The 22027-nt window shown below is 68.9% G+C and carries 23 protein-coding genes and 1 tRNA gene; 17 read left to right on the top strand and 7 right to left on the bottom strand.

Annotation, left to right across the window (positions count from 1 at the left end; translation table 11 throughout):
• Positions 1-39 precede the first annotated feature (39 nt).
• The 3 genes from IEY88_RS40865 to IEY88_RS40855 are packed head-to-tail and all read right to left on the bottom strand — an operon-like array spanning position 40 to position 3199.
• Positions 40-942, bottom strand: a complete 903-nt coding sequence (locus IEY88_RS40865; RefSeq protein ID WP_229694228.1) for a carbohydrate ABC transporter permease — start codon at positions 940-942, stop codon at positions 40-42.
• Entirely contained in the window at positions 939-1892 is a 954-nt protein-coding gene (locus tag IEY88_RS40860) for a carbohydrate ABC transporter permease (protein ID WP_229694227.1), read from the bottom strand. Before IEY88_RS40860 ends, IEY88_RS40865 begins: the two co-directional genes overlap by 4 nt.
• Positions 1889-3199, bottom strand: coding sequence for an ABC transporter substrate-binding protein (locus tag IEY88_RS40855; RefSeq protein WP_229694226.1), 1311 nt, complete (start codon positions 3197-3199; stop codon positions 1889-1891). Before IEY88_RS40855 ends, IEY88_RS40860 begins: the two co-directional genes overlap by 4 nt.
• 236 nt (positions 3200-3435) lie before the next feature.
• Between IEY88_RS40855 and IEY88_RS40850 the strand changes: the two genes are divergently transcribed.
• The 8 genes from IEY88_RS40850 to IEY88_RS40815 all read left to right on the top strand — a co-directional run bounded on the left by IEY88_RS40850 (position 3436) and on the right by IEY88_RS40815 (position 11324).
• A complete protein-coding gene (locus tag IEY88_RS40850) occupies positions 3436-5418 on the top strand; it encodes a beta-galactosidase (protein ID WP_189160271.1) in 1983 nt (660 codons plus the stop codon).
• A gap of 1 nt (position 5419) precedes the next feature.
• The gene (locus IEY88_RS40845; protein ID WP_065914902.1) at positions 5420-6217 is read left to right on the top strand and encodes a DeoR/GlpR family DNA-binding transcription regulator; all 798 of its coding nucleotides are present in this window, start codon (positions 5420-5422) and stop codon (positions 6215-6217) included.
• Positions 6214-7302, top strand: coding sequence for a galactose-1-phosphate uridylyltransferase (gene galT / locus IEY88_RS40840; protein WP_189160270.1), 1089 nt, complete (start codon positions 6214-6216; stop codon positions 7300-7302). The genes IEY88_RS40845 and galT overlap by 4 nt, the downstream gene beginning before the upstream one ends.
• A 51-nt stretch (positions 7303-7353) precedes the next feature.
• Positions 7354-8907 carry a S1C family serine protease gene (locus IEY88_RS40835; RefSeq protein ID WP_189160269.1) on the top strand — a complete coding sequence of 518 codons (1554 nt, stop codon included), beginning with the start codon at positions 7354-7356 and terminating at the stop codon, positions 8905-8907.
• 168 nt (positions 8908-9075) lie between these two features.
• Entirely contained in the window at positions 9076-9762 is a 687-nt protein-coding gene (locus IEY88_RS40830; protein ID WP_229694225.1) for a response regulator transcription factor, read from the top strand.
• Positions 9763-9785: 23 nt separating this feature from the next.
• The gene (locus IEY88_RS40825) at positions 9786-10646 is read left to right on the top strand and encodes a sensor histidine kinase (RefSeq protein WP_189160304.1); all 861 of its coding nucleotides are present in this window, start codon (positions 9786-9788) and stop codon (positions 10644-10646) included.
• Positions 10647-10651: 5 nt separating this feature from the next.
• Positions 10652-11152, top strand: a complete 501-nt coding sequence (locus IEY88_RS40820; RefSeq protein ID WP_089909148.1) for a MogA/MoaB family molybdenum cofactor biosynthesis protein — start codon at positions 10652-10654, stop codon at positions 11150-11152.
• Positions 11139-11324, top strand: coding sequence for a hypothetical protein (locus IEY88_RS40815; protein WP_189160268.1), 186 nt, complete (start codon positions 11139-11141; stop codon positions 11322-11324). Before IEY88_RS40820 ends, IEY88_RS40815 begins: the two co-directional genes overlap by 14 nt.
• Positions 11325-11898: 574 nt before the next feature.
• Here IEY88_RS40815 and mscL read toward each other — a convergent pair.
• The 4 genes from mscL to IEY88_RS40795 form a co-directional block, all read right to left on the bottom strand.
• Positions 11899-12342: a large-conductance mechanosensitive channel protein MscL gene (mscL, locus tag IEY88_RS40810; RefSeq protein ID WP_189160267.1), complete on the bottom strand. Its 444-nt coding sequence runs from the start codon at positions 12340-12342 to the stop codon at positions 11899-11901.
• Positions 12342-12896 (bottom strand): SAF domain-containing protein, encoded by a 555-nt coding sequence (locus IEY88_RS40805; RefSeq protein ID WP_189160266.1) that lies wholly within the window; start codon positions 12894-12896, stop codon positions 12342-12344. Before IEY88_RS40805 ends, mscL begins: the two co-directional genes overlap by 1 nt.
• Positions 12897-12968: 72 nt before the next feature.
• Entirely contained in the window at positions 12969-13301 is a 333-nt protein-coding gene (locus IEY88_RS40800) for an FmdB family zinc ribbon protein (protein WP_189160265.1), read from the bottom strand.
• A gap of 94 nt (positions 13302-13395) precedes the next feature.
• Positions 13396-13962 carry a 5-formyltetrahydrofolate cyclo-ligase gene (locus tag IEY88_RS40795; RefSeq protein WP_189160264.1) on the bottom strand — a complete coding sequence of 189 codons (567 nt, stop codon included), beginning with the start codon at positions 13960-13962 and terminating at the stop codon, positions 13396-13398.
• Between the two features lie 38 nt (positions 13963-14000).
• Between IEY88_RS40795 and IEY88_RS40790 the strand changes: the two genes are divergently transcribed.
• The 9 genes from IEY88_RS40790 (at position 14001) to IEY88_RS40750 (ending at position 21982) form a co-directional block, all read left to right on the top strand.
• Positions 14001-14885, top strand: coding sequence for a UTP--glucose-1-phosphate uridylyltransferase (locus IEY88_RS40790; RefSeq protein WP_189160263.1), 885 nt, complete (start codon positions 14001-14003; stop codon positions 14883-14885).
• A gap of 17 nt (positions 14886-14902) precedes the next feature.
• Positions 14903-16126 carry a molybdotransferase-like divisome protein Glp gene (gene glp / locus IEY88_RS40785; RefSeq protein ID WP_189160262.1) on the top strand — a complete coding sequence of 408 codons (1224 nt, stop codon included), beginning with the start codon at positions 14903-14905 and terminating at the stop codon, positions 16124-16126.
• Positions 16123-16776 carry a GNAT family N-acetyltransferase gene (locus tag IEY88_RS40780; RefSeq protein ID WP_189160261.1) on the top strand — a complete coding sequence of 218 codons (654 nt, stop codon included), beginning with the start codon at positions 16123-16125 and terminating at the stop codon, positions 16774-16776. Before glp ends, IEY88_RS40780 begins: the two co-directional genes overlap by 4 nt.
• 156 nt (positions 16777-16932) lie before the next feature.
• A complete protein-coding gene (sepX, locus tag IEY88_RS40775; protein ID WP_189160260.1) occupies positions 16933-17658 on the top strand; it encodes a divisome protein SepX/GlpR in 726 nt (241 codons plus the stop codon).
• Positions 17659-17727: 69 nt separating this feature from the next.
• Positions 17728-17800, top strand: a tRNA-Ala gene (locus tag IEY88_RS40770).
• A gap of 95 nt (positions 17801-17895) precedes the next feature.
• Positions 17896-18636, top strand: coding sequence for a hypothetical protein (locus IEY88_RS40765; protein WP_189160259.1), 741 nt, complete (start codon positions 17896-17898; stop codon positions 18634-18636).
• Between the two features lie 93 nt (positions 18637-18729).
• Positions 18730-19107, top strand: coding sequence for a cupin domain-containing protein (locus IEY88_RS40760; protein ID WP_189160258.1), 378 nt, complete (start codon positions 18730-18732; stop codon positions 19105-19107).
• Positions 19108-19189: 82 nt separating this feature from the next.
• On the top strand, positions 19190-19741 hold the full coding sequence (locus IEY88_RS40755; protein WP_189160257.1) for a hypothetical protein: 552 nt from the start codon (positions 19190-19192) through the stop codon (positions 19739-19741).
• A gap of 255 nt (positions 19742-19996) precedes the next feature.
• Positions 19997-21982: a serine/threonine-protein kinase gene (locus IEY88_RS40750; RefSeq protein ID WP_229694224.1), complete on the top strand. Its 1986-nt coding sequence runs from the start codon at positions 19997-19999 to the stop codon at positions 21980-21982.
• Positions 21983-22027: the final 45 nt, after the last annotated feature.

Below are 22027 nucleotides of genomic sequence, written 5' to 3'. Positions count from 1 at the left end.
CGGCGACCACGTGGTCGCCGCCCCTTCTCGCTGTGGTCCTCAGCCCTTCGTCGACCCCAGCGTCAGTCCGCCCACGAACTGCCGCTGCAACACGAAGAACACGACCAGGGTGGGCAGCGCGACCAGGAGAGAGCCCGCTGCGATCAGGTTGTTGTCGGTGAAGAACGTGCCCCTCAGGTTCTGCAGGGCCGAGGTCACCGGCATCTTGTCGCCGTCCTGGATGAGCACCAACGCCCACAGGAAGTCGTTGTAGATCCAGGTGAACTCCAGCGTGGCGAGCGCGGCCAGCACCGGCCGGCACAGCGGCAGGGTCAGCTGCCAGTACTGCCGGAACACCGAGGCGCCGTCGACCCGGGCGGCCTCGGTCAGCTCGTACGGGATGGTCTTCATGTAGTTCGACAGCACGAACGTGCAGAAGCCCATCTGGAACGCGATGTGGATCAGGATCACGCCGAGCGGCGAGTCGATCAGCGACTCGCTCTCCGACATCCACGCCGGCAGCTCGATCAGCCGGTACAGCCTCCACAGCGGCGTAACGATCACCTGCTGCGGCAACAGGTTGCCCGCGGTGAACAGCATCAGCAGCGCGATGTTGAACTTGAAGCTGAACCGCGACACCGCGAACGCCACCATCGAGCTGAGGACCAGCGTGATGATCAGGGCGGGCACGGTGATCAGGAAGGTGTTCCAGTAGAAGTGCGGCAGGTCGCCGATCTCCCACGCCTTCGCGAAGTTCTCGAACGTCAGCGCCTTCGCGATGGAGAAGTAGCCGTTGACCGACGTGTCGTCGTAGGTCCGCAGCGACGCGTAGACCGCCCACAGCAGAGGCGTCAGCGTCATCAGGCACGTGAGGACCAGGAAGACGTGCAGCGCGATCCGTGCCGGGGTGACCGGCCTGCTCTTCTTCACCGGCGCCGTAGGCCGTTCCAGCGTGGCCGTCACGTCCGGTTCTCCTTGCTGAACACCTGGTACAGGTACGGGATGATGACGCCGAGCGAGATCGTCAGCAGGATCACCGCGACCGCGGAACCCCGGCCGATCCGCGAGGCCTCACCGATGATGTTGTCGGTCACCAGCACCGACAGCAGCTCCAGACCGTTGCGCCCCTTGTTGATGACGTACACGATGTCGAACGCGCGCAGCGCCTCGATCACCGTCACCACGGCGACGACGATGTTCACCGGCTTCATCACCGGGAAGGTCACGCGGAAGAACGTCTGCGAGGCGGAGGCGCCGTCCAGTGACGCGGCTTCCTTCAACGCGGGGTCGACGGACTTCAGGCCCGCCAAGTACAGCAGCATGATGTACCCGGTGTGCCGCCACGCCGCCGCGACGAGCACCGCGTAGAGGTTGATGTCCGAGTCGCCGATCCAGTCGACCGGTTCGTCGAGGCCCAGCACCGAGTTCAGCAGCCCGCCGTCCGGCGTGTAGATCAGCTGCCAGATGAACCCGACCAGGGCGAGCGACAGCACCATCGGCATGTACAGCGCGCTCTGGTAGACCCGGCTGAACTTGAGCTCGCGGTCCAGCAGCACGGCGAGCAGCAGGCCCGCCGCCGTCGGCACGACGAGCAGGAAGGCCAGCCAGATCAGGTTGTGCTGCACCGCCGGCCAGAACCGCGGGTACTCGGTGAAGATCTCGACGTAGTTCCCGACACCGATCCACTCGATGTCCTCGAAGCCGCCGATGCCGTTCCACCTGCTGAACGACAACGCGACCGAGCCCAGCGTCGGGATCCACACGAACAGCAGGTGCACGAACGTGGGGATGCCGAGCATGAGCGCCAGCACGAGCTTGTCCGTGCCGGCGAGGGCCGTGGCACGCTTTCCACGCCGACGAGGCGGCGGCCCGCTGGGGGCCGCCGCCTTCGGCTTCTCCTGCACCGCGGTCACTTGAAGATGTTCTTCGCCTGGTCAGCCATGCCCTTGAGCACGGAGTCGACGCTGTTCGGGTCCTTGATGAACGCGATGAAGCCGTTGGTGGCGGCCTCGCTCGCGAAACCTGGGTCCGTGTCGCGGTCGAGGAACTGCGTGATGTGCTTGGCGGTCTTGATGGTGTCCGCCACCTTCTTCTGCAGCGGGCTGTAGCTCGACTGGTCCGCCTTCTGGTTGGTCGCGACCGCGGTCGGGTCGGCCTTCAGGTAGGCGAGCTGCGGCTCGGCGGAGGCCAGGTACTCGAGGAGCTTGAGTCCACCGTCCGAGTTGGACGGCTTCTTCGCCATCATGTACCCGTCGATCGGCGCCTCGACCGTGTCGGTGCCGTGCGCGGGGTTGATCTCGGGGAACGGGAAGAAGTCCAGGTCCGCCTTGTCCGCGTCCGGGAACTGCTGGCCGACGAACGCGCCGAGCAGGTACATGCCGGACTTCTTCTGCTGCAACGACTGCGCGGCTTCCTGCCACTCGCGGCCGAGCGCGTTCTCCTGGTGGAACGGCAGCAGCCGCTTCCAGGTGTCGAACACGTCCTTGACGCGCTTGTCCTGCCAGTCTTCCTTGCCCGCCAGCAGGTCCACGTGGAACTGGTAGCCGTTGATGCGGAAGTTCAACTGGTCGAACGTGCCCATGGCCGGCCAGCCCTGCTTCTGTGCGAAGGCGATCGGGATCAGACCGTCGGACTGCATCTTCGTCGAGAGGGCGACGAGCTCGTCGAGCGTCTTCGGGACCGCGTAGCCGCGCTCCTGCCACAGGCTCTTGCGGTAGAACATGCCCCACGCGTACTGGGTGAACGGCACGAAGTACTGCTTGCCGTCCGAGGCCGTCGACGCCTGCTTGAGCGCGTCGGAGTAGTTGCCGCCGACCTTGCCCCAGAGGTCCGTCAGGTCGCCGGTGAGACCCTGGTCCGCGAAGAACCGCATGCGGTAGCCGGAGAACCACGCGAGCACGTCGTCCGGCTTGCCCTGCAGGTAGTTGTTGATCTGTTCCTGGTACTGCTCGTGCTGCTTGGTGTTGATGGTGACCGACAGGCCGCCGGACTGACCCTCGAACGCCTTGATCGCGGCCGTGATCGCGTCCTTCGGCACCTGGTCGGACAGGTTGTTGCCGAAGGTGACGACCTTCGAGTCGCCGCCCGTGCTCGAACCGCCGCCGCACGCCGCGAGACCACCGGTCGCGGCGACGCCCGCACCGGCCAGCATGATCCGCAGCATCGCGCGCCGACCGAGGTGCGGTAACGGAGTGGAACCAGGCGTGTGCAGAACCATCATCGCTCCTACAGGTGACGCTCGCTCAGGTGAACCGAACAGGACTCCAACAAAGTTGCGCATAATGTGGTCCCAGGCACACATCCTGTCAAGTCCCGTTACGGAGCTGTTAAACCGCAGCACAGCCGGTGTCCGGCCAGTTCCCGGTACTTTCCCGGTCAACCGCCGAACAGACCTGAACGCAGAGTTGTGTTTGCTTGTGTTGACGTTGGGGGTTGTTGTCGGCCACGCTTGCGCTCGTGACGACATGGCCAACGGACCTGCCAGGGCTCGGCTGGGGAGCCGACTACAACCCCGAGCAGTGGCCCGAGCACGTCTGGGCCGAGGACGTCGAGCTCATGCGGCGCGCCGGCGTCACCATGGTCAGCCTGGGCATCTTCAGCTGGGCGAAGATCGAGGTCAGCAAGGGCGAGTACCGGTTCGACTGGCTCGACCGCGTGATGGACCTGCTGCACGCCGGCGGCATCCGCGTCGACCTCGCGACCGCGACCGCCGCGCCCCCGCCGTGGCTGACGACCGAGTACCCCGAGATGCTGCCCGTCCGCGCGGACGGCGTGAGGCTCTCCCACGGCTCGCGGCAGGCGTACTGCCCGTCGTCGCCCATCTACCGCGACCGGGCGACGGCGCTCGCCGCCGAGATGGCCTCGCACTACCGCGACCACCCGGCCTTGGCCGCGTGGCACGTCGGCAACGAGTACGCGTGCCACGTAAAGCGCTGTTACTGCGACACGTGCGCGGCCTCGTTCCGCGAGTGGCTGGCCGCCCGCTACACGCTCGACCAGCTCAACGACGCGTGGTCGACGGCGTTCTGGAGCCAGGGCTACACCGACCTCGCGCAGGTCCTGCCCCCGCGCGTGACGCCGACGTTCCAGAACCCGGCGCACGTGCTGGACTACGACAGGTTCTCCGACGACGCGATCCTGGAGCTGTACAAGGCCGAGCGGGACGTGCTGCGCATGATCACGCCGGACGTGCCGATCACCACGAACTTCATGGTCAACTGGACGTTCGGCGACCTGGACTACTGGAAGTGGGCCCGAGAGGTCGACTTCGTCTCGAACGACCACTACACCGAGGGTCAGTCACCGGACAAGCACATCGAGCTCGCCATGTCCGCCGACCTCGTGCGCGGTCTCGCCGGCGGCAAGCCGTGGCTGCTCATGGAGGCCTCGACGTCCGCGGTGAACTGGCAGCGGCGCAACATCGCCAAGCTGCCGGGCGAGCAGCGGCGGAACTCGTTCCAGAACATCGCCCGCGGCGCGGACGGCACGTTGTTCTTCCAGTGGCGGCAGTCGCGCGGCGGCAGCGAGCGCTACCACTCGGCGATGGTCCCGCACGCCGGCACGGACACCAAGGTGTACCGCGAGGTCTGCGAGGTCGGTGCCGAGTACGCGAAGCTCGGTGAGGTCATCGGTTCCACTGTGGACGCCTCCGTCGCGGTCCTGTTCGACTTCCAGTCCGGCTGGGCACTGCGCCAGGACGCCCACCCGACGAACGACTTCGACTACTGGCAGCACGTCCTCGGGTACTACAAGGCGCTGTGGAACGCCGGTGTCACGGTCGACTTCGTGGCGCCGGGCACGAACCTCTCGGCGTACTCGCTGGTGGTCGTGCCGGCGTTCTACGCGGTGTCCGACGCGCACGCCGCCGTCCTCGCGGACTACGTGGCGGGCGGCGGTCATGTCGTCGTCTCGTACCTGTCCGGTGTGGCCGACCAGCACACGCGCGTCAGGCTCGGCGGGTACCCCGGAGCGTTCCGCGACCTGCTGGGCGTGTGGTCCGAGGAGTTCCACCCGCTGCGGGAGAACGAGACGGTCTCGTTGAGCGACGGTTCGACCGCCTCGTTGTGGACGGAGCACCTGCACACGCGCACCGCTGACACCGTTGTCTCCTACGTCGACGGGCCGTTGCCAGGCGTGGCGGCGGTGACGCGCAACGCGTTCGGCAACGGTGTCGCGTGGTACGTGGCGTGTGATCTCGACGAGGGTGGTCTCGGCCGAACGGTGGAAAACGCGCTTTCCAGTGCGGGCGTCGTGGTGTCGCCTTCGCCGATTGAGCTCGTGCGGCGCAGGGGCGACGTATCGTTCCTCTTCGCCGTCAACCACACCGGCGCCGACGCGGAGATCGAAGCGTCCGGTGTCGACGTGTTGTCCGGCGAGCAGGTCTCCGGACGCCTCACCGTGCGCGCCGGGGACGTCGTCGTCCTCAGGGAAGAGGTGTGAGGTGCTGGCACGTCAACGGCAAGCGGTAATCATCGAAGAGGTCCGTCGTACGGGAGCGGTGCGCGTCAGCGACCTCGTCGTGCGGCTCGGCGTCTCGGACATGACCGTGCGCCGCGATCTCGACGTGCTCGCCGCGCGTGGCCTGGTGGAGAAGGTCTACGGCGGTGCGACGTCCGTCGTCGGGCGCTCGACCGACGAGCCCGGGTTCGAGGCCAAGTCGGTGCGGCAGCTGCCCGAGAAGGAGGCGATCGCGGCGGCCGCCGCGGGCCTCGTCCGGCCCGGCACCGCCATCGGTCTGTCCGCCGGCACGACCACGTGGACGTTAGCTCGTTTCCTCGACGACATCCCGGACCTGACCGTCGTCACGAACTCCATCCGCGTCGCGGACGTGCTGCAGCAGAGCGGGCGCACGGACCGCACGGTCGTGCTGACCGGTGGCGTGCGCACGCCGTCCGACGCGCTGGTGGGCCCCGTGGCCGTGCAGGCGTTGCGATCACTGCACCTCGACGTGGTGTTCCTGGGCGTGCACGGCATGGCCGAGCGCTCCGGCTTCACCACCCCGAACCTCAACGAGAGCGAGACGGACCGCGCGCTCGTCGACGCCGCGGGCCGTGTCGTCGTGGTCGCGGACCACGAGAAGTGGGGCACCGTGGGCATTTCCACGATCGCCGACCTCGACGAGGCGCACGTGCTGGTGACGGACGAGGGTTTGCCGGACGACGCGCGGGCGATCCTCAGCGAGCAGGTCGGCGAGTTGGTGTTGGCTCATGTACCGGGAAGTGGCGAGGAGTTGGCGTGAGGCGTACCGCGGGGAAGCTGGCGGACGGCCGGGAGATCATCTACTTCGACGACAGCGCTGAGGCGCCACCGAGAGTTGCGGTGGACACCCGGGACCTTCCCGAGACCCAGCCGATGTCCGAAGTCCGGCTGGACCCGTTGACCCGCGAGTGGGTCGCCATGGCGGCCCATCGCCAGACGCGCACGTACAAGCCGCCGGCGGACCTCTGCCCGCTGTGCCCGTCGACACCGGGCCGGCCCACGGAGGTCCCCGAGGCCGAGTACGACGTCGTGGTGTTCGAGAACAGGTTCCCGTCGCTGGCGCAGAACGTGCCGGACGTGCCGTCCACTGTGGATGGCGAGGAGCTGTTCGTGCGCGCGCCGGGACGTGGGCGGTGCGAGGTCGTGTGCTTCACCTCGGACCACAACAAGTCGTTCGGCGAGCTTTCCCAGTCACGTGTGCGCACCGTCGTGGACGCGTGGGCGGACCGTGTCGCCTTCTTGTCAACGTTGCCAGGGGTCGAACAGGTCTTCCCGTTCGAGAACCGCGGCGAAGAGATCGGCGTGACGCTCTCGCACCCGCACGGCCAGATCTACGCGTACCCGTTCGTGACACCTCGTACTGAACGCATGCTCGACGCGGCTCTGGCGTACTACGCGGAGCACGGGCGGCCGTTGTTCGGCGACGTGCTGGAGGCCGAGCTTCGCGCGGGCGCGCGCGTGATCGAGGAGTCCGCGCACTGGGTCGCGTTCGTGCCCGCCGCCGCCCGCTGGCCTGTCGAGGTCGTGCTGGCGCCGCGGCGGCAGGTGCCCGACATCGCCGCACTGTCCTCAGTGGAGCGTGACGACTTCGCGTCGCTCTACCTGCTGGTGCTGCACCGGCTGGACGCGCTGTACGACCGCCCGTTGCCCTACATCGCGGCCTGGCACCAGGCACCGGTCAACGTCGGCCGCGAGGAGATGTGGCTGCACCTGCAGGTCTTCTCGGTGCTCCGGACGAAGGACAAGCTCAAGTACCTCGCGGGCTCCGAGTCCGGCGAGGCCGTGTGGATCAACGACGTGACCCCGGAACAGATCGCCGAGCGCCTCCGGGGAACACACAAGTAGCTCCCAGGCTCGCTTAAGGGTTCTCTCAGGACGGGCCGACACACTAGGTCCATGACCGAGAGCAACCAGCCAGCGCAGCAGCCGGAAGAGACCGACTCCGTGCCTTCCAGCGCCGGTCAGACAGACTCCGGCGCACGGGTGCAGGGCCCGTCGCTGCCGGATCCCGGCCAGCCGGATCCTTTGCAGGGGGGATCCGGCCAGGCTGGGGCACTCGACACTCCCGCAGGCCTGGGCGACGTGCCCGCCTCCTTCACTTCGGCCCAGCCGCAGGTGTCCTCACCTGACGCGGGCCAGACGCAGCTCGGCGGGTCCGGACCCGGCCAGCAGCTTCCCCCTCCAGGGTCCGGCCAACCCCACCCGCTCGGCCTCGGTGCCACGACCGCGCAGTTCGGCGCGGAACCGGCCTCCGGACCGCACTCGGGCCCGTTCGCGCAGCAGCAGCCCGGGGCCAACCCGTTCGCCGCGCCGCCGCAGGGCCCTCAGACGGGTCAGTACTACCTCCCGCCCGGCTACCAGCCGTCCGCCCCGCCGCGCCCCAAGGGCCGTGGCAAGGTCGTGGCGGGCGTGACCGCCCTCGTGCTGATCGTGGGCGGGTTCTCCGGTGGCCTCGGCGGCTACCTGGGCTACAACTTCGCGAACGACTCGTCGTCCGTGAGCGCGCTCGACGCGCCCCGACCGGCCTCGCAGGCCTCCAACGCCCCGGCGGGCTCGGTCGAGGACGTGGCGAACAAGCTGCTGCCGTCCGTCGTCCAGATCCAGGTCACGACGCGCTCCGGCGCCGGCGAGGGCTCCGGCTTCATCATCTCCGGCAACGGCCAGATCGTGACGAACAACCACGTCATCGAGGGTGCCGCGGCCGGCGGTGGCGACATCAAGGTCGTCTTCCACGACGGCAGGACGGCGTCCGCCAAGATCCTCGGCCGCGACCCGAGCTCCGACATCGCCGTCATCCAGGCCGACGGCGTCTCCGGCCTGCCGGTCGTGCAGCTCGGCAACTCCGGCGACATGAGGACCGGCCAGGCCGTCGTGGCGATCGGCTCGCCGTTCGAGCTGTCCGGCACCGTCACCTCGGGCATCGTCAGCTCGGTGAACCGCCCGGTCTCCGCAGGCGGCGACCGCAACTCGCAGGCGACCGTGCTGAACGCCATCCAGACCGACGCCGCGATCAACCCCGGCAACTCGGGCGGGCCGCTCGTGAACATGCAGGGCCAGGTCGTCGGCATCAACTCCGCGATCTACAGCCCGAGCCAGGGACAGGGCCAGGCCGGTTCCGTCGGCATCGGCTTCGCGATCCCGATGGACCAGGCGCGCCGCACGATCGACGAGATCGTGAAGAACGGCAAGCCCAGGCAGACCGTCCTCGGCGTGAAGGTCGAGTCGACCGAGCAGGGTGCGCGCATCTCCGAGATCACCGGCGGCGGAGCGGCGGAGAAGGCCGGGCTCAAGGCCGGTGACGTGATCACGAAGTTCGGTGACCGCCGCATCGACGAGTCGGACACGCTGGTGGCCGCCGTCCGGTCCAAGGCACCCGGCGACAAGGTCACGATCACGCTGTCCGACAACAGGACGGTGGAAGCCACCCTCGACGGCGTCGAGGTGGGATAGGTCGGGGGACGACCGGGTTCCGGCATCCGCCGCCCGCCGGAAACCGGTCGTGACGACCCCGGAGAGGCCCGTTCCTGTGAGCACCTGCCCCGCACACAGGAACGGGCCTCTTCTTACGTCCGTGTGACGATGCGGGCCTCGCAGGTGTTCTTGGCTTAGCGTGGTGACGTGGTGGAACGGGTGCTGGTCGTCGACGACGACACGACGGTGCGCGACGTGGTGCGCCGCTACCTCGAACACGCCGGGTACGAGGTCGAGCTGGCCGGTGACGGTGAGCAGGCGTTGCGCCTGATGGCCGCGCAGGAACCGGACATCGTGGTGCTGGACCTGATGCTGCCCGGCATCGACGGTCTCGAGGTGTGCCGGCGGATTCGGGAACGCGGCAGCACGCCCGTCGTCATGCTGACGGCGCTGGGCGAGGAGGAAGACCGCATCGCCGGGCTGCAGATCGGCGCGGACGACTACGTCACGAAGCCCTTCAGCCCGCGTGAGCTGGCGTTGCGCGTCTCGTCGGTGCTGCGGCGGGCTCATCGGGCCTACGAGCCGCGGGTGGTGCGGGACGGGAACCTGGTGCTCGACGTGGCCGCGCACACCGCGACCCTGGACGGGCGGCCGTTGCAGCTGACCACCCGCGAGTTCGACCTGCTGGCGTTCTTCATCGGCAACGCCGGCAAGGCGTTCGGGCGCGCGGAGCTGCTGGAACGGGTGTGGGGCTGGCAGTTCGGCGACCAGTCGACCGTGACCGTCCACGTGCGACGGTTGCGGGAGAAGATCGAGGAAGACCCCGCGAAGCCCCGCCGCCTCAGCACCGTCTGGGGCGTCGGCTACCGGTACGACCCGTGTTCGACCGGCTGAGCCGCGTGTCGCTGACCACCGCGATGACCGTCATGGTCATCGTGCCGGTGGTGGCGACCATCGCCGGGGTGCTCGTGGTCAGCGGGTTCATGTTCACGCCGATGCTCAACGCCACGCTCATGGCGTGCCTGGTCGTCGGGCTGGTCACGGTGCCGTTCTCGATCATGCTGGGCCGGGCCATCGCACGGCGGACGATGTGGGAGCGCGAGGCCGAGGCGTCCCGGCGGCAACTGGTCGCGTGGATCTCCCACGACCTGCGGACGCCGCTGGCCGGGATCCGGGCGATGACCGAGGCGCTGGAGGACGGCGTCGTGTCGGAGCCGGGCGAGGTCGCCGTCTACGCCAAGCAGATCGCCCACGAGGCCGACCACCTGGCGAAGCTGGTGGACGACCTGTTCCAGCTCTCGCGGATCACCGCGGGCGCGCTGAACCTGCCGATGCACGACGTGGCACTGGCCGACGTGGTCAGCGACGTGGTCGCCGCCTCGCGACCGGTCGCCTCGCGCGAGGGCGTCGAACTCCGTGCGGACGCCCGCTCGTGGCCGGTCGTCCGAGGCTCCGATCCGGAGCTGATGCGTGTCGTGCGCAACCTTGTGTCGAACGCCATCCGCCACACACCGGAGGGGGGCACGGTGGCCGTCCAGGTCGATGTGGACGGACCCGAAGCCGTGGTGCGGGTGGACGACGCGTGCGGCGGCATACCCGATGACGTGCTGCCACAGGTCTTCGACGTGGGCTTCCGCGGTTCGTCCGCCCGCAATCCGTCCGGCGCCGGACTGGGTCTTTCCATCGCGCGAGGCCTCGCCGACGCCCACCACGGGAGCATCGGCGTCCAGAACCACGGTCCTGGCTGCCGCTTCGAAGTCAGACTCCCGCTACGGTGATCGGTATGGAACGCAGCGCGCAGCGCCTTGGCCGCGCTTTGGTCGTGATCGTGGACGACCGGGTGGCGCACGGCGAGCAGGACGACAACTCCGGGCCTCTCGTCACCGAACTCCTGGAAGAAGTGGGCTTCATCGTCGACGGCACCGTCGCGGTCGAGGGTGAGGTGGTCGACATCCGGGCCGCTCTCAACACGGCCGTCATCGGTGGCGTCGACCTCGTGGTCACCGTGGGCGGCACAGGCGTGTCCCCGCGCGACGTCACCCCCGACGCCACGCAGGGCGTGCTCGACCGCCCGATCCACGGCATCGCCGAGGCACTCCGCGCCTCCGGCCTCGCCGCGGGCGCGGTCGACGCGGGCATCTCGCGCGGCCTCGCCGGCGTCTCGGGCAGCACCCTGGTCGTCAACCTCGCCGGGTCGCGCTCCGCGGTCCGCGACGGCATGGCGACGTTGTCGGCGTTGGTGCCCTACGTGATCGAGCAGCTGAGCGGTCTTGACGAAGAGTGATCCACCGAAGCCGGCCGACGACGACGCCGTTGCGCGTCGTCGCCGGTTGGCGGAGGTGTTCGGCGACGTGCTCCCGGAGACGACATCGGACGAGCGCGGTGGCGGTGGAGGGTCGGCGGATGACCGCGAGGCCTGGTACCGCGACAACAGGCCGCCGCACCACGGCGGCTGATGGGGGATTGCTGACGCGGGCTTGCTGGGCGCGGCGGTGGAGGTCTGCGGACGACCGCGAGGCCTAATGCCGCGAGGACAGGCTGCCGCACCACGGCGGCTGACACAGATTGCTGACGTAGCCGGTGGGTGCTGCCGGGCCTGTGTGGTTCGCCGCCGGGTGAGTTCAGGGCTCGGACGCCCTGCGGGTCCGCGTGGTCCCGGCGGTGTGGCTCCGGACGCGTTGCGGGCGGGCTCCGGTGTGTCCAGGGTCAGCGGTGAGCCGCGAAAGGCGCGAGCGGCGCCCAGCGTCACCACTGTCGAGCCGCGAAGGGCGAGTCGGTGCCCGGTGTCACCGCCGCCGAGCCGCGAAAGGCGCGAGTTGGCGCCCGGCGTTACCTCTGTCGAGCCGCGAAGGACGCGAGTCGGTGCCCGGTGTCACGGCCGTCGAGCCGCGACGCTCCACCACACCCACCTCGGACACGCGGTCCCACGTGCGCTGCCCGCCGCCCGATGCGCGCTGTGCCAGGACAAAGCGCGCTGGACCGCGGTCGAGCGACCGCTGCGCGCTTCGTCTCGGCGGGGACGGGCGGAGATCAGATTGCGGGGCCGCGGCGGTCTGGTGCCACCACGGTGGTCTGCGGCTGGTTGTTCTGCTGAGCCGCGAGCAGGTCGCGGATCTCGATGAGCAGCTCGACGTTCGTCGGCTCTGCCGGGCCGGCTTCCTCGCCCCTCTTGCGGCGCTCCTGGATCTTCTTGATCGGCAGCACCAGGACGAAGTAGACGACAGCGGCGACGATCGCGAAGTTGATCGCCGCGTTGATGACGTTGCTGAAGTCGAGGTACGTGTCCTCCTTGCCGGAGCGGATGTAGAAGCCCAAGCCCTTCGTCTCGGTGCTGCCGAGCGAAGCGATGAGCGGCTTGATGAGGCTCGTGGTGAACGCGGTGACGATCGCGGTGAACGCCGTGCCGATGACCACGGCGACAGCCAGGTCGACGACGTTTCCGCGCATCAGAAAGTCTTTGAATCCCTTCAGCATCAGCGGAGAGTAACGGCTAACGCATGATCCAGTGATATCGCGGCCACCCGAGTTGCATTAAGTCTCGGCAACGTGACGACGACTACTTGGCCGTGCGTCTCCCGCACCGCCGCGTTCTCCGCGAGCACCTCACCGGACGCCGACACCACGTCGACCCGGTCGCCCAGCCGCACGGCTCCGGCCAGGCCCTGGTCAGCCACCCGGACGGCCACCGCCGCCTGGTCCTCGCCCACGGCCGAGAGGTCGAAGTCCGTCAGCGGGACGCCTGCCCGCGCGGGCGCCGACAGCGCGCGGCCGAGCACCGCGCCGGAATCGGGAAAGGTCCCCGGTACGGGTGAGGCCAACGAGACCAGCCGGAGGTCGGCAGCGGACAGCGCCGTGCCCGCGGGCAGATCGCGGGAGGCGACCACCGCCGGATGACCAACGTCGGGCCAGAAGAACGTCGACAGGGCCAGCAGTGTCAGGCCCAGTGCGAGAAAGCGGCGCCACGCAACGGAAGGGCGGCGGCGCGACAGCGAACGAGCTCGGTCCCGGACGGTCGTGGAAAGGGTCATGCCTCCGACCGTAGGACGGTCGGAGGCATGTCAGAGGGGGCTCAGCCCCAAGTTGTGGACAACTCGCGATCTTCAGGAGGCCGCGGCCGCCGGAGCGCTCGTCGAGGCCTTGGAGTCCGAAGACGACTTCTTGTCCGAGGACGAGGACGAGGACTTGGAGTCCGAAGAGGTCGGCTTGGTGTCCGAAGAGGAGGTCGTCGTGGCCGACGACGTGCTCTTGGCCGAGCCCGAGCGGCTGTCCGTGCGGTAGAAACCGCTGCCCTTGAACACGACGCCGACGGCGCCGAAGAGCTTGCGCAGCTTGCCCGAGCACTCCGGGCACTCGGTGAGGGAGGAGTCGCTGAACGACTGCACCGCCTCGAACCGGTGCTCACACGCGGTGCAGGCGTACTGGTACGTAGGCACTGGGTTTGCTCCTAGCTCTGGCACTCGACCGTTGTGAGTGCCAACACGATTTTCGCCCAGGACGTTCCCGGAGCGCAAACACCCCAGGTCAATGTCACAGCCAGCGCAGCCCGACGGAGGGGGTCAACACGCCGTCCATCCGCACGTCGTGAGGCTCTCCAGGCACGTCGGCCAGCACCTCGGCATCTCGCACGACGCCGACCAAAGAAGCCTTGACCAGCGGCAACGAGCGGTCGTAGTGCCCCTGCCCCTTTCCAATCCGCACGCCGGACACCGACACCGCCAGTGCGGGCACCAGCACCAGCGAGGCTCCAGCGATCGCCGAGGCCCCGAGCCGGGGACCGGTCGGCTCCAGCAGCTTGAACCCGGCAGGAGCCAGCGACGAGGGCCCGGAGTACACCGCCCAGTCCAGCGGCGAGTCGCCCGTCACGATCGGCAGCAGCACCCGGCACCGCAGCCCGTCGAGCCAGGAGACGTCGCCGGGCTCCGATCCGACCGGGATGAAAGCGCAGACCGTCTGATCAGCCGAAACCTCCAGGGCGGCGACGTGCGCGGCCAGCGCGGCAGCTTCGGCGCGGCGGATTTCGGTGGTCAGAGACCGCCGGGCGGCCAGCAACCGTGAACGCAACGTGGCCTTCCGGTCACGAAGATCGGACGTCATGATGGGTATCCCCCGGTATGTCGTTAGCATCGCAGCCCATGAGCAGCGCCTTCCACACCGCTATCGTGCCCGCGGCCGGTCTGGGCACCCGTTTCCTCCCCACGACCAAAGCCGTGCCGAAGGAACTGCTGCCCCTCGTCGACACCCCCGCCATCGAGTACGTGGCGCGCGAGGCGGCCGAGGCCGGCGCGAAGAAGCTGGTCATCGTGACGTCGCCGACCAAGGCGTCGGTCGCGAACTACTTCGACGAGAACCCCGACCTCGAGCAGTCCCTGACCGCCAAGGGCAAGACCGACCTGGTCGAGAAGATCCAGCGCGCACCGCGGCTCATCAAGGCCGAGACCGCGATCCAGGACCAGGCGCTCGGGCTGGGTCACGCCGTCGGCTGCGCCGAGGGCAACCTGACCGGTGAGGACGAGGCCGTCGCGGTGCTCCTGCCCGACGACATCATCCTGCCCACCGGTGCCCTCAAGAAGATGGCCGAGGTCCGCCAGGAGAAGGGCGGCAGCGTCCTGCTGGCGTTCGACATCCCGCGCGAGCAGATCTCCGCGTACGGCGTGTTCGACGTCCGCGACACCGGCAGCGACGACGTCAAGCAGGTCGTCGGCATGGTCGAGAAGCCGAAGCCGGAGGACGCGCCGTCGACGTTCGCGGCGGCCGGCCGGTACCTCCTCGACCGGGCGATCTTCGACGCGCTCAAGCGCATCACGCCGGGTGCCGGCGGCGAGCTGCAGCTCACCGACGCCATCGCGCTGCTGATCAACGAGGGTCACCCCGTGCACGTCGTCGTCCACCGCGGCGGGCGACACGACCTCGGCAATCCCGCCGGATTCCTGCGGGCTGCGGTTGACTTCGCACTCGAGACCCCTGAGTACGGACCCGATCTGCGTGAGTGGTTGCGGGAACGCCTCGACAACTCCTGAGCGCGAGGACCAATCACATGAGGTCAGTGGACGAGCAGCTCGCTCGGGTGATCGCGGCCGCGGTGCGGCCCGCACCCGTGCGAGTCGCGATCTCCGAGTCGCAGGGCCTGCTCTGCGCGGAGGAGGTCGTCGCGGAACGCGCGTTGCCCGGCTTCGACCAGGCCGCCGTCGACGGCTACGCGGTGCGCAGCGTCGACGTGTCCGGTGCGAACGCGAGCCCGGTGCAGCTGCCGGTCGTGGGGGAGATCCCGGCCGGCTCCCGGCAGCCGCGCAGACTGCAGCCCGGCCAGGCGGTGCGGATCGCGACCGGCGCCCCGCTGCCGACCCTGGCCGACGCGGTCGTGCCGCTCGGCTACACCGACGGCCACCAGGCCAAGGTGACGGTCAACCGCAGCGTGCCGTCCGCCGGGTTCGTCCGCCGCACCGGCGAGGACGTGCAGACCGGTGACGTCGCCGTGCGTCGCGGCGCGTCCATCGGTGCTGCTCAGGTGGGTCTGCTGGCCGCCGTTGGACGCAACAAGGTGCTCGTGCACCCACGTCCGCGCGTGTCCGTCATCTCGCTTGGCGAGGAGCTCGTCGACGTCGACCGCACGCCCGGCCAGGGCCAGGTCTACGACGTGAACTCGTACGCGCTGGCCGCCGCCGCCCGGGACGCGGGCGCCGAGGTCAGCCGGGTCGGCATCATGTCCGCCGACCCGCGCCGGCTGCGCGAGGTGATCGAGGGCAGGCTGCTGCTCTCCGAGATCGTCGTCATCGCCGGCGGCGTGGGCGGCGCGATCGGTGACGAGGTCAGGGCCGCGATCACGGAACTGGGCGACATGGACGTCACCCGCGTCGGCATGCACCCCGGCTCCGCCCAGGGCTTCGGCAGGCTCGGCCCGGACGCCGTGCCGACGTTCCTGCTGCCCGCGAACCCGATGAGCGCGCTCGTCGTGTTCGAGGTGCTGGTGAGGCCCCTGATCAGGGCCGCGCTGGGCAAGAAGAACCCGTACCGCCGCGCCGTCAGCGCACGCCTGCTGTCGCCGCTGCAGTCGACCAAGGGCCGTCGCGGCTTCCTGCGCGGCCAGCTGCTGCGCGACGCGGACAACGGCGAGTACCTGGTGCAGCCGCTCGGCACGTCCGGGTCGCACCTGCTCGCGTCACTGGCCGAGGCCAACTGCCTGATCATGGTCGACGAGGACGTCACCGAGGTCTCCGTCGGCGAAGAGGTGCTGGTCAGCTTCCTAGCGCAGCGTGGATGAGCGTTTTCGCCGATCTGGGCAGACACCCCGGCTGGCCGGTCCGGCTGGGGCCTCTCCAGGTGCGCGCGGGAACCGTCGAGCTGCGCGGACCGAGGCTCTTCGACGGCGGTAAGTGGTCGAGGCTGCGCATCCGTGACCGCGCGTACCTCGAGCAGTGGGAACCCACGGCCCAGGAGGGCTGGGAAGAGCGCAACGCGGCGATGTCCTGGCCCGCGCAGTGGTCGTCGTTGCGCGGCATGGCCCGGCGCGGCACCTCGCTGCCGTTCATGATCCTCGTCGACGGCGAAGTCGCAGGTCAGATCACCGTCGGCAACATCGTGCGCGGCTCGCTGCTGTCCGCGTGGATCGGCTACTGGGTAGCCGCTGACCGGGCGGGCGGCGGCGTCGCCACGGCGGCCGTCGCGTTGCTCACGGACCACGCCTTCCGCGAGGCCGGTCTGCACCGGCTCGAAGCCACCGTGCGGCCCGAGAACGGCCCCTCGATCCGTGTGCTGACGAAGTCCGGCTACCGCGAGGAAGGTCTCTTCAAGCGTTATCTGGATGTTGCAGGGCAGTGGCGCGACCACCTCTGCTTCGCGCTCACCACCGAAGAGATCCCGGATGGCCTAGTGAGCCGTTTGGTCGCACGCGGAGAGGCCCGTCTTCCCTGACAGATGCTGCCGTTCGATCTAATGCCTTCCCCCAAAAGTGGGTGATAGACCACACTTTCGTACGTACGGCAGTCGGCGAGCCTCCGAGACAGGTGTGACTGTTGTGACTAGCGTGGTTGACAGCACCACGCGTGGGCCGGGGGAGGTGTACGGGGAATGCCGAGTTCGCTGATCATCGTTGCGCTGGTCATCGCCTGGTTGGTGGTCCTCGTCCCCATGTTGGCTCGCAAGCGCCAGGAGAGCGCGCGCAGCGTGGGGGAGGAGTACGACGCCATGCCAGACGCCGAGTACGACGACATCCACGACATCGACGACGACTTCTTCGACGAGGAGGAGTACGTCGAGCGCCCGTTCCGGCGTGGCCGTGGTGGCTACGACCCGGAGACCGCCGCGCTGGTCGCCCAGGCCAAGTACGCGTTCCGCCGCAGGGTGGTGGCGTTCCTCTTCGTCGCCGCGGTGGCGTCGGGAATCGTCGCCGGCGTGTTCTACACGAAGCTCTGGTACGGCCACGCCGCGATCGACCTGCTGCTCGTCGGGTACCTGACGTACCTGCGCCGGCAGGTGCGGATCGAGGAGGAGATCCGCGCACGCCGGCTCGCCCGCCTGCAGCAGGTGCGTCGCCGCCGTGCGACGGGCCCGCAGCAGCAGGAGACCCCGGCGGTCGTCGCGGACCTGCCCCGGCAGGTGGCCGTGGTGTCCGAGGAGCCGGAGACCACCAGGGTCGAGGTCGTCGAAGACAGGCCCGCGCTGCCGCCGTTGCCGCGCTTCGAGCACCACGTGCGTCCGGGCACGATCCCGGTCGACTCCGACGACGAGGACCCGGTCTTCGTCGAGTTAGAGGGACTGGAGTCGCTGCGGTACCGAGGTGCTGTCGGGGCGTAGCGGGTCATGGGTGGGGGCGGTGAAACACCCCCTCTCGGGACTGCTATAGTTCTCCACGTAAGACAGCAAGGGGCTGTAGCACAGTTGGTAGCGCGTCTCGTTCGCATCGAGAAGGTCAGGGGTTCGATTCCCCTCAGCTCCACGTAAGAAGAGAGCCGGTGGTCAATGACCACCGGCTCTCTTCTTTGTGTCCGAAAAGCGGTCGGTCTTTGCCTCGCCGCCGGATACCTTCTGCTCGTGAACAAACTTGGGGGATTGAAAGCGCTGTTCGTCGTGGGGGTGGCACTCGTCGTGGCGGGGTGTTCGCCGGGTGCGGGAGAGCAGCAGGCGACACCGCAGGAGAAGCACTTCGACGTCACGGGCTGGGGTGGGCTGAAGCCCGGGATGTCCAAGAAGGACGCCCTTGCCACGGGTGAGCTCGCCGCCACGGGCGCGGGCAAGCTCGGTACCTGCGAGGACTACCTCTACCAGGGCGCGCCCACGCCGGACCCAAAGAAATTGGCGGAGGACGAGGCCCTCGAACAGCAGATCGTCGAGGCGCAGAAGGCCGCCGACGCAGCCAAAGCGGCGATCGGGCCTGCTCCGGGCGCGAACGCCGGCGCCGCCGAGTACGCCGCGTCGGCCGAGCGGCTCGCGGCCTCCGCCGAGGCGAGCAACAAGGTGGTCCAGCTGACCGTGGAGTCGACGAAGCGTTCCGCGGACCGGACCGAGCTGTTCACGACCAACGGGGGCGTGCGGTTCCTCGGGGAGGCGATCCAGTTCATCCTGCCGCCGCCGGGTGCGACGGCAGCGCAAAACGTCGGCAAGGGTGCCACGGTCGACCAGTTCAAGGCCGCCTACCCGAACGCCAACGGCATCGACGACAGGACGTTCCAGGTTCCGGTGCCGGACCAGAAGGACTGGGTGCTGAGTTTCCGCTTCACCGACGGGAAGCTCTCGTCGTTCATGCTGCTCGACCTCGCGGTCGAGTGCGTCTGAACTGAGCGATTCCGGGTCGCCGGTCGTAATGCGGACGGCACTTTCGTCTATATAACGGCCGTAAGCTCGTTCGGCTCCCGAAAGGCTGTACCCATGAGCGACGCGCCGCAGGACAAGGTCACGGTCCTGTCCGCAGAAGCCCTCGCCCAGCTGAAGTCGTTCCCGCTGCACGGCGACGAACGGCTGCAGAACAAGCTGCTGTGGAAGTCGCCCAACGGCGACACCATCGTCGGCCTGATCCAGATGGCGCCGGGCGCGCGCGACGTCGGCCACAACCACCCGTCGGCGACGCAGCACACGTGGGTCATCGACGGCACCGTGAGCATCGGCGGGGTCGAGGCGACGGCGGGCTCGTACGCGTTCGTGCCGCCTGGCGTCGACCACGAGACGATCGCGGGCGACGAACCGGTGACGATGTTCTACCTCTACCAGCCGTTCGCACCGGAACACGACCACGATCACGACCACTGACGGTTTTTCGCATGATTCTCGCTCACCCATCTATGGGGTGAAGTTCAGTGAACAACGCGGCGTCCACAAATAGTTTTCTCTCATGAGATCTGTGGTCGCCGCGTTATTACTCGGGGCCGTCACCTCCAGCGGTGCAGCGGCGTCGACCGAAGCCCCCGCCGCCCGGTGCACGGCCGCCCGTCCTGTCGTCTCCAGCACGGAGACAGCTGTAGAAGCACGCGTTCTCACCGGCTGCACGGCCGGTGAGCTCGTCGTCTTCCGGGCCGCCCTGACCTTCCGTGCCCACGGCACGTCCTGCACCGCGGTCTCCGAAGAGCTCGAAGCGGACCCGGCCACCGAGCCGCAGTGGATCCGCGTCCGCCTGGAACTGGCCTGCGCACCCGGTGAGAAGGGCCTGCTCGGCTCGAACACCACCGTCGAGATGCACGACCAGCACACCCGCGTCGTCACCTACGGCCTGTCCGACTCCTTGACGGAGCGCGATCCGGCCGCGCGGCACCTGTGGACCATCGAGTTCGTCGCCGGCCTCGGTGACCTGCCGGTGGCGCCCGATCCGGCCGCGCGGACGTCCAGCGCGTCGGCGGGTCACGGCAGTTCCCGCACCTTCGTCGATCACCAGGTGAACGGCGGCTGACGTCGAATTCGCCACCCGTTCGGCAGGTGTCCGTTCGTGCTGCCCTCGATAACGAATCGCGCAGAACGGACGACTTCTGTCAACGAAGCCGTCCATCGCGACGTGTAAGAACCACGAGGCCCAACCTGCGGTGGGCGGAGCACGACGCGTTGATCAAGGAAATGGTTGCTGTGGCATCCACCGCAAACCGATCACGCACCGCAGGGTGACAGGTCGCCTAGGCTGGGGGTGATCTCGGAAGGGGTGGTGTGAGTCGTGGGGCTCGCTGAGTCCTTGCTCACGTGGCTGCACGGCTTCGTGGGTGCCAGTGTCTGCCCCGGTGACTGGGTGTGGACCACCACGGCGCTCGGTGCGGTGCTCGGGTTGTTCCCGACGATCGGGGCGCTGCTGTCCATCGCGGTGCGCCGGGTGGTCGGCAACTCCTACGGACCCGTGACCGGTGCCATCTTCACCGTGCTCGGCGTCACCAGCTGCCTGGTGCTGCCGTGGCTCATCATGCGCGGCACCGTCCAGGGGCTGGGCCAGCGTCGCATCGCCGGTGCCGACTCGCTGGACCAGGAAACCTGCTTCGGCTCGTTCTCGCAGGGCAGCTACCTGGTCGACGGGGCGCCGTCGATCCTGCGCGTGATCCAGCGGCCGACCGAGCAGCCCCTGTTCCTGGCCGCCGCCGGCATCACCGCGGCGCTCGCGCTGCTGTGCCTGCTGTTCGTGATGCTGCAGTCGGGTTCGGCGTTCCGGCTCGGGCCGAACTGGCCGCGCCGGGTGTTCTGGCCGATGTTCCTGGTACTTCTGGTGACGACGTCGGCATTCCCCGTGACGCTCGTCGGTCACGTCCTTCTCGGGTTTCTGCCGATTGCGATAATCGGCTCCCTCGTGGTGCGGATTTTCGGGTTGACTACCGCCATGCTGAACCGCCCCGGCCGCGACCGGTCCCAGGACCGGAACTCGCAGAACTCGCCGCCACCGCAGCCGGTGGCGCGCAAGCCGCAGAACCAGAACAACCAGCTTCCGCCTGGTCAGCCGCAGAAGAAGGCGCCGACCAAGCCGATCGACGCCTCTGCCCATCGGCCGCCGCCCCAGAACCCGGGGCAGAACCCACCGCCGTACCAGCCCGCTCAGGTGCCGAAGTACCAGCCGGCGCCGATGAACCGGCCGATGCGACCGGTGACGCAGCCGCAGCCGTCGAACCACCCGCAGAACCAGCCGCCGCGGCAGTACCCGCCGACGCGAGTCGCCGAGGTCCTGCCGCAGCCCCAGGCCCCGCAGCCGTCGAACCCGGCGGTGCTCGCGGACACGCCGGGCCCGCTGCCGTTCGGTCCGGGCGCGGCCAACGCCGAGTCGCCCGCGCCCGTGCAGAAGTCGGGCAAGGTCTGGAACCCCGGCAACGGCCGGTTCCGCCGCGTCCGCCAGCTCGGTTCCGGCGGCTTCGGCACGGTCTGGCTGGCCGTCGACGAGCAGCTCGACCGCACGGTCGCGGTGAAGCTCGCGCACGCCCCGGACAACGAGACCGAGGCGCGCATGCTCCGCGAGGCCCGCGCGCTGGCCGCGGTCCGCCACCCGAACTGCGTGCGCGTGTTCGACATCGTCCAGGACCCGGACGGCCTCGCCCTGGTCATGGAGTACATCGAGGGCGCCTCGCTGTCCGAGACGGTGCTGAAGAACGGCCTGATCGACGACAAGCTCGCCGCCCGCCTGTGGCTGAACATGGCCGACGCGCTGGCAGCGGCCCACGACCGCGGCGTTCTGCACCGCGACGTGAAGCCGTCCAACGTGATCGTCGACAACCAGGGCACCGCGCACCTGATCGACTTCGGCATCGCCCGCTCCAAGGGCGACAGCACCCTCACCGCCACCGGCATGATGGTCGGCACGCCGGACTTCCTCGCCCCGGAAACGGCCCGCGGCGAGACGGCGTCCCCGGCATCGGACTCGTGGCAGCTGGCCGCGACCGTCTCGTACGCGTTGACGGGCCACCCGCCGCGCGGCTCCCGCGAGAACCCGATCTCCTCGCTGATGGCCGCCGCACAGGGAGAACCGATCACCAAGCTGCCGCAGAAAAGCGCGCACGCCCGGTTGCTGCTCGCGGCGATGGACCCGGAGCCGGGGCGCCGGCCGTCGCTCGCGCAGGTGCGCGGGCAGCTGTCGCAGTTCCTCGACCAGCAGGGCATGAGCAAGGAAGGCCCTGTCACGAAGATGATCAGCAAGCCGACCCCGCCGCCCACGAGGCACATGCCGATGTAGGCGAACCGGGTGAACCCTCGCACGGCGGCTAACGGTCATAAAAGG

Source organism: Lentzea pudingi, assembly GCF_014646255.1.
Lineage (GTDB): Bacteria > Actinomycetota > Actinomycetes > Mycobacteriales > Pseudonocardiaceae > Lentzea > Lentzea pudingi.
Note: the sequence above shows the minus strand (reverse complement) of the source record. Positions and strands in the feature narration are given on the sequence as shown.

What these genes read in the sequence shown, in the direction of transcription:
- IEY88_RS40855 (WP_229694226.1), bottom strand. Translation starts at nt 3,199, where the DNA reads ATGATGGTTCTGCACACGCCTGGTTCCACTCCGTTACCGCACCTCGGT.
- IEY88_RS40835 (WP_189160269.1), top strand. Translation starts at nt 7,354, where the DNA reads ATGACCGAGAGCAACCAGCCAGCGCAGCAGCCGGAAGAGACCGACTCC.
- IEY88_RS40825 (WP_189160304.1), top strand. Translation starts at nt 9,786, where the DNA reads ATGACCGTCATGGTCATCGTGCCGGTGGTGGCGACCATCGCCGGGGTG.
- IEY88_RS40820 (WP_089909148.1), top strand. Translation starts at nt 10,652, where the DNA reads ATGGAACGCAGCGCGCAGCGCCTTGGCCGCGCTTTGGTCGTGATCGTG.
- mscL (WP_189160267.1), bottom strand. Translation starts at nt 12,342, where the DNA reads ATGCTGAAGGGATTCAAAGACTTTCTGATGCGCGGAAACGTCGTCGAC.
- IEY88_RS40805 (WP_189160266.1), bottom strand. Translation starts at nt 12,896, where the DNA reads ATGACCCTTTCCACGACCGTCCGGGACCGAGCTCGTTCGCTGTCGCGC.
- IEY88_RS40795 (WP_189160264.1), bottom strand. Translation starts at nt 13,962, where the DNA reads ATGACGTCCGATCTTCGTGACCGGAAGGCCACGTTGCGTTCACGGTTG.
- IEY88_RS40790 (WP_189160263.1), top strand. Translation starts at nt 14,001, where the DNA reads ATGAGCAGCGCCTTCCACACCGCTATCGTGCCCGCGGCCGGTCTGGGC.
- glp (WP_189160262.1), top strand. Translation starts at nt 14,903, where the DNA reads ATGAGGTCAGTGGACGAGCAGCTCGCTCGGGTGATCGCGGCCGCGGTG.
- IEY88_RS40780 (WP_189160261.1), top strand. Translation starts at nt 16,123, where the DNA reads ATGAGCGTTTTCGCCGATCTGGGCAGACACCCCGGCTGGCCGGTCCGG.
- sepX (WP_189160260.1), top strand. Translation starts at nt 16,933, where the DNA reads ATGCCGAGTTCGCTGATCATCGTTGCGCTGGTCATCGCCTGGTTGGTG.
- IEY88_RS40760 (WP_189160258.1), top strand. Translation starts at nt 18,730, where the DNA reads ATGAGCGACGCGCCGCAGGACAAGGTCACGGTCCTGTCCGCAGAAGCC.
- IEY88_RS40755 (WP_189160257.1), top strand. Translation starts at nt 19,190, where the DNA reads ATGAGATCTGTGGTCGCCGCGTTATTACTCGGGGCCGTCACCTCCAGC.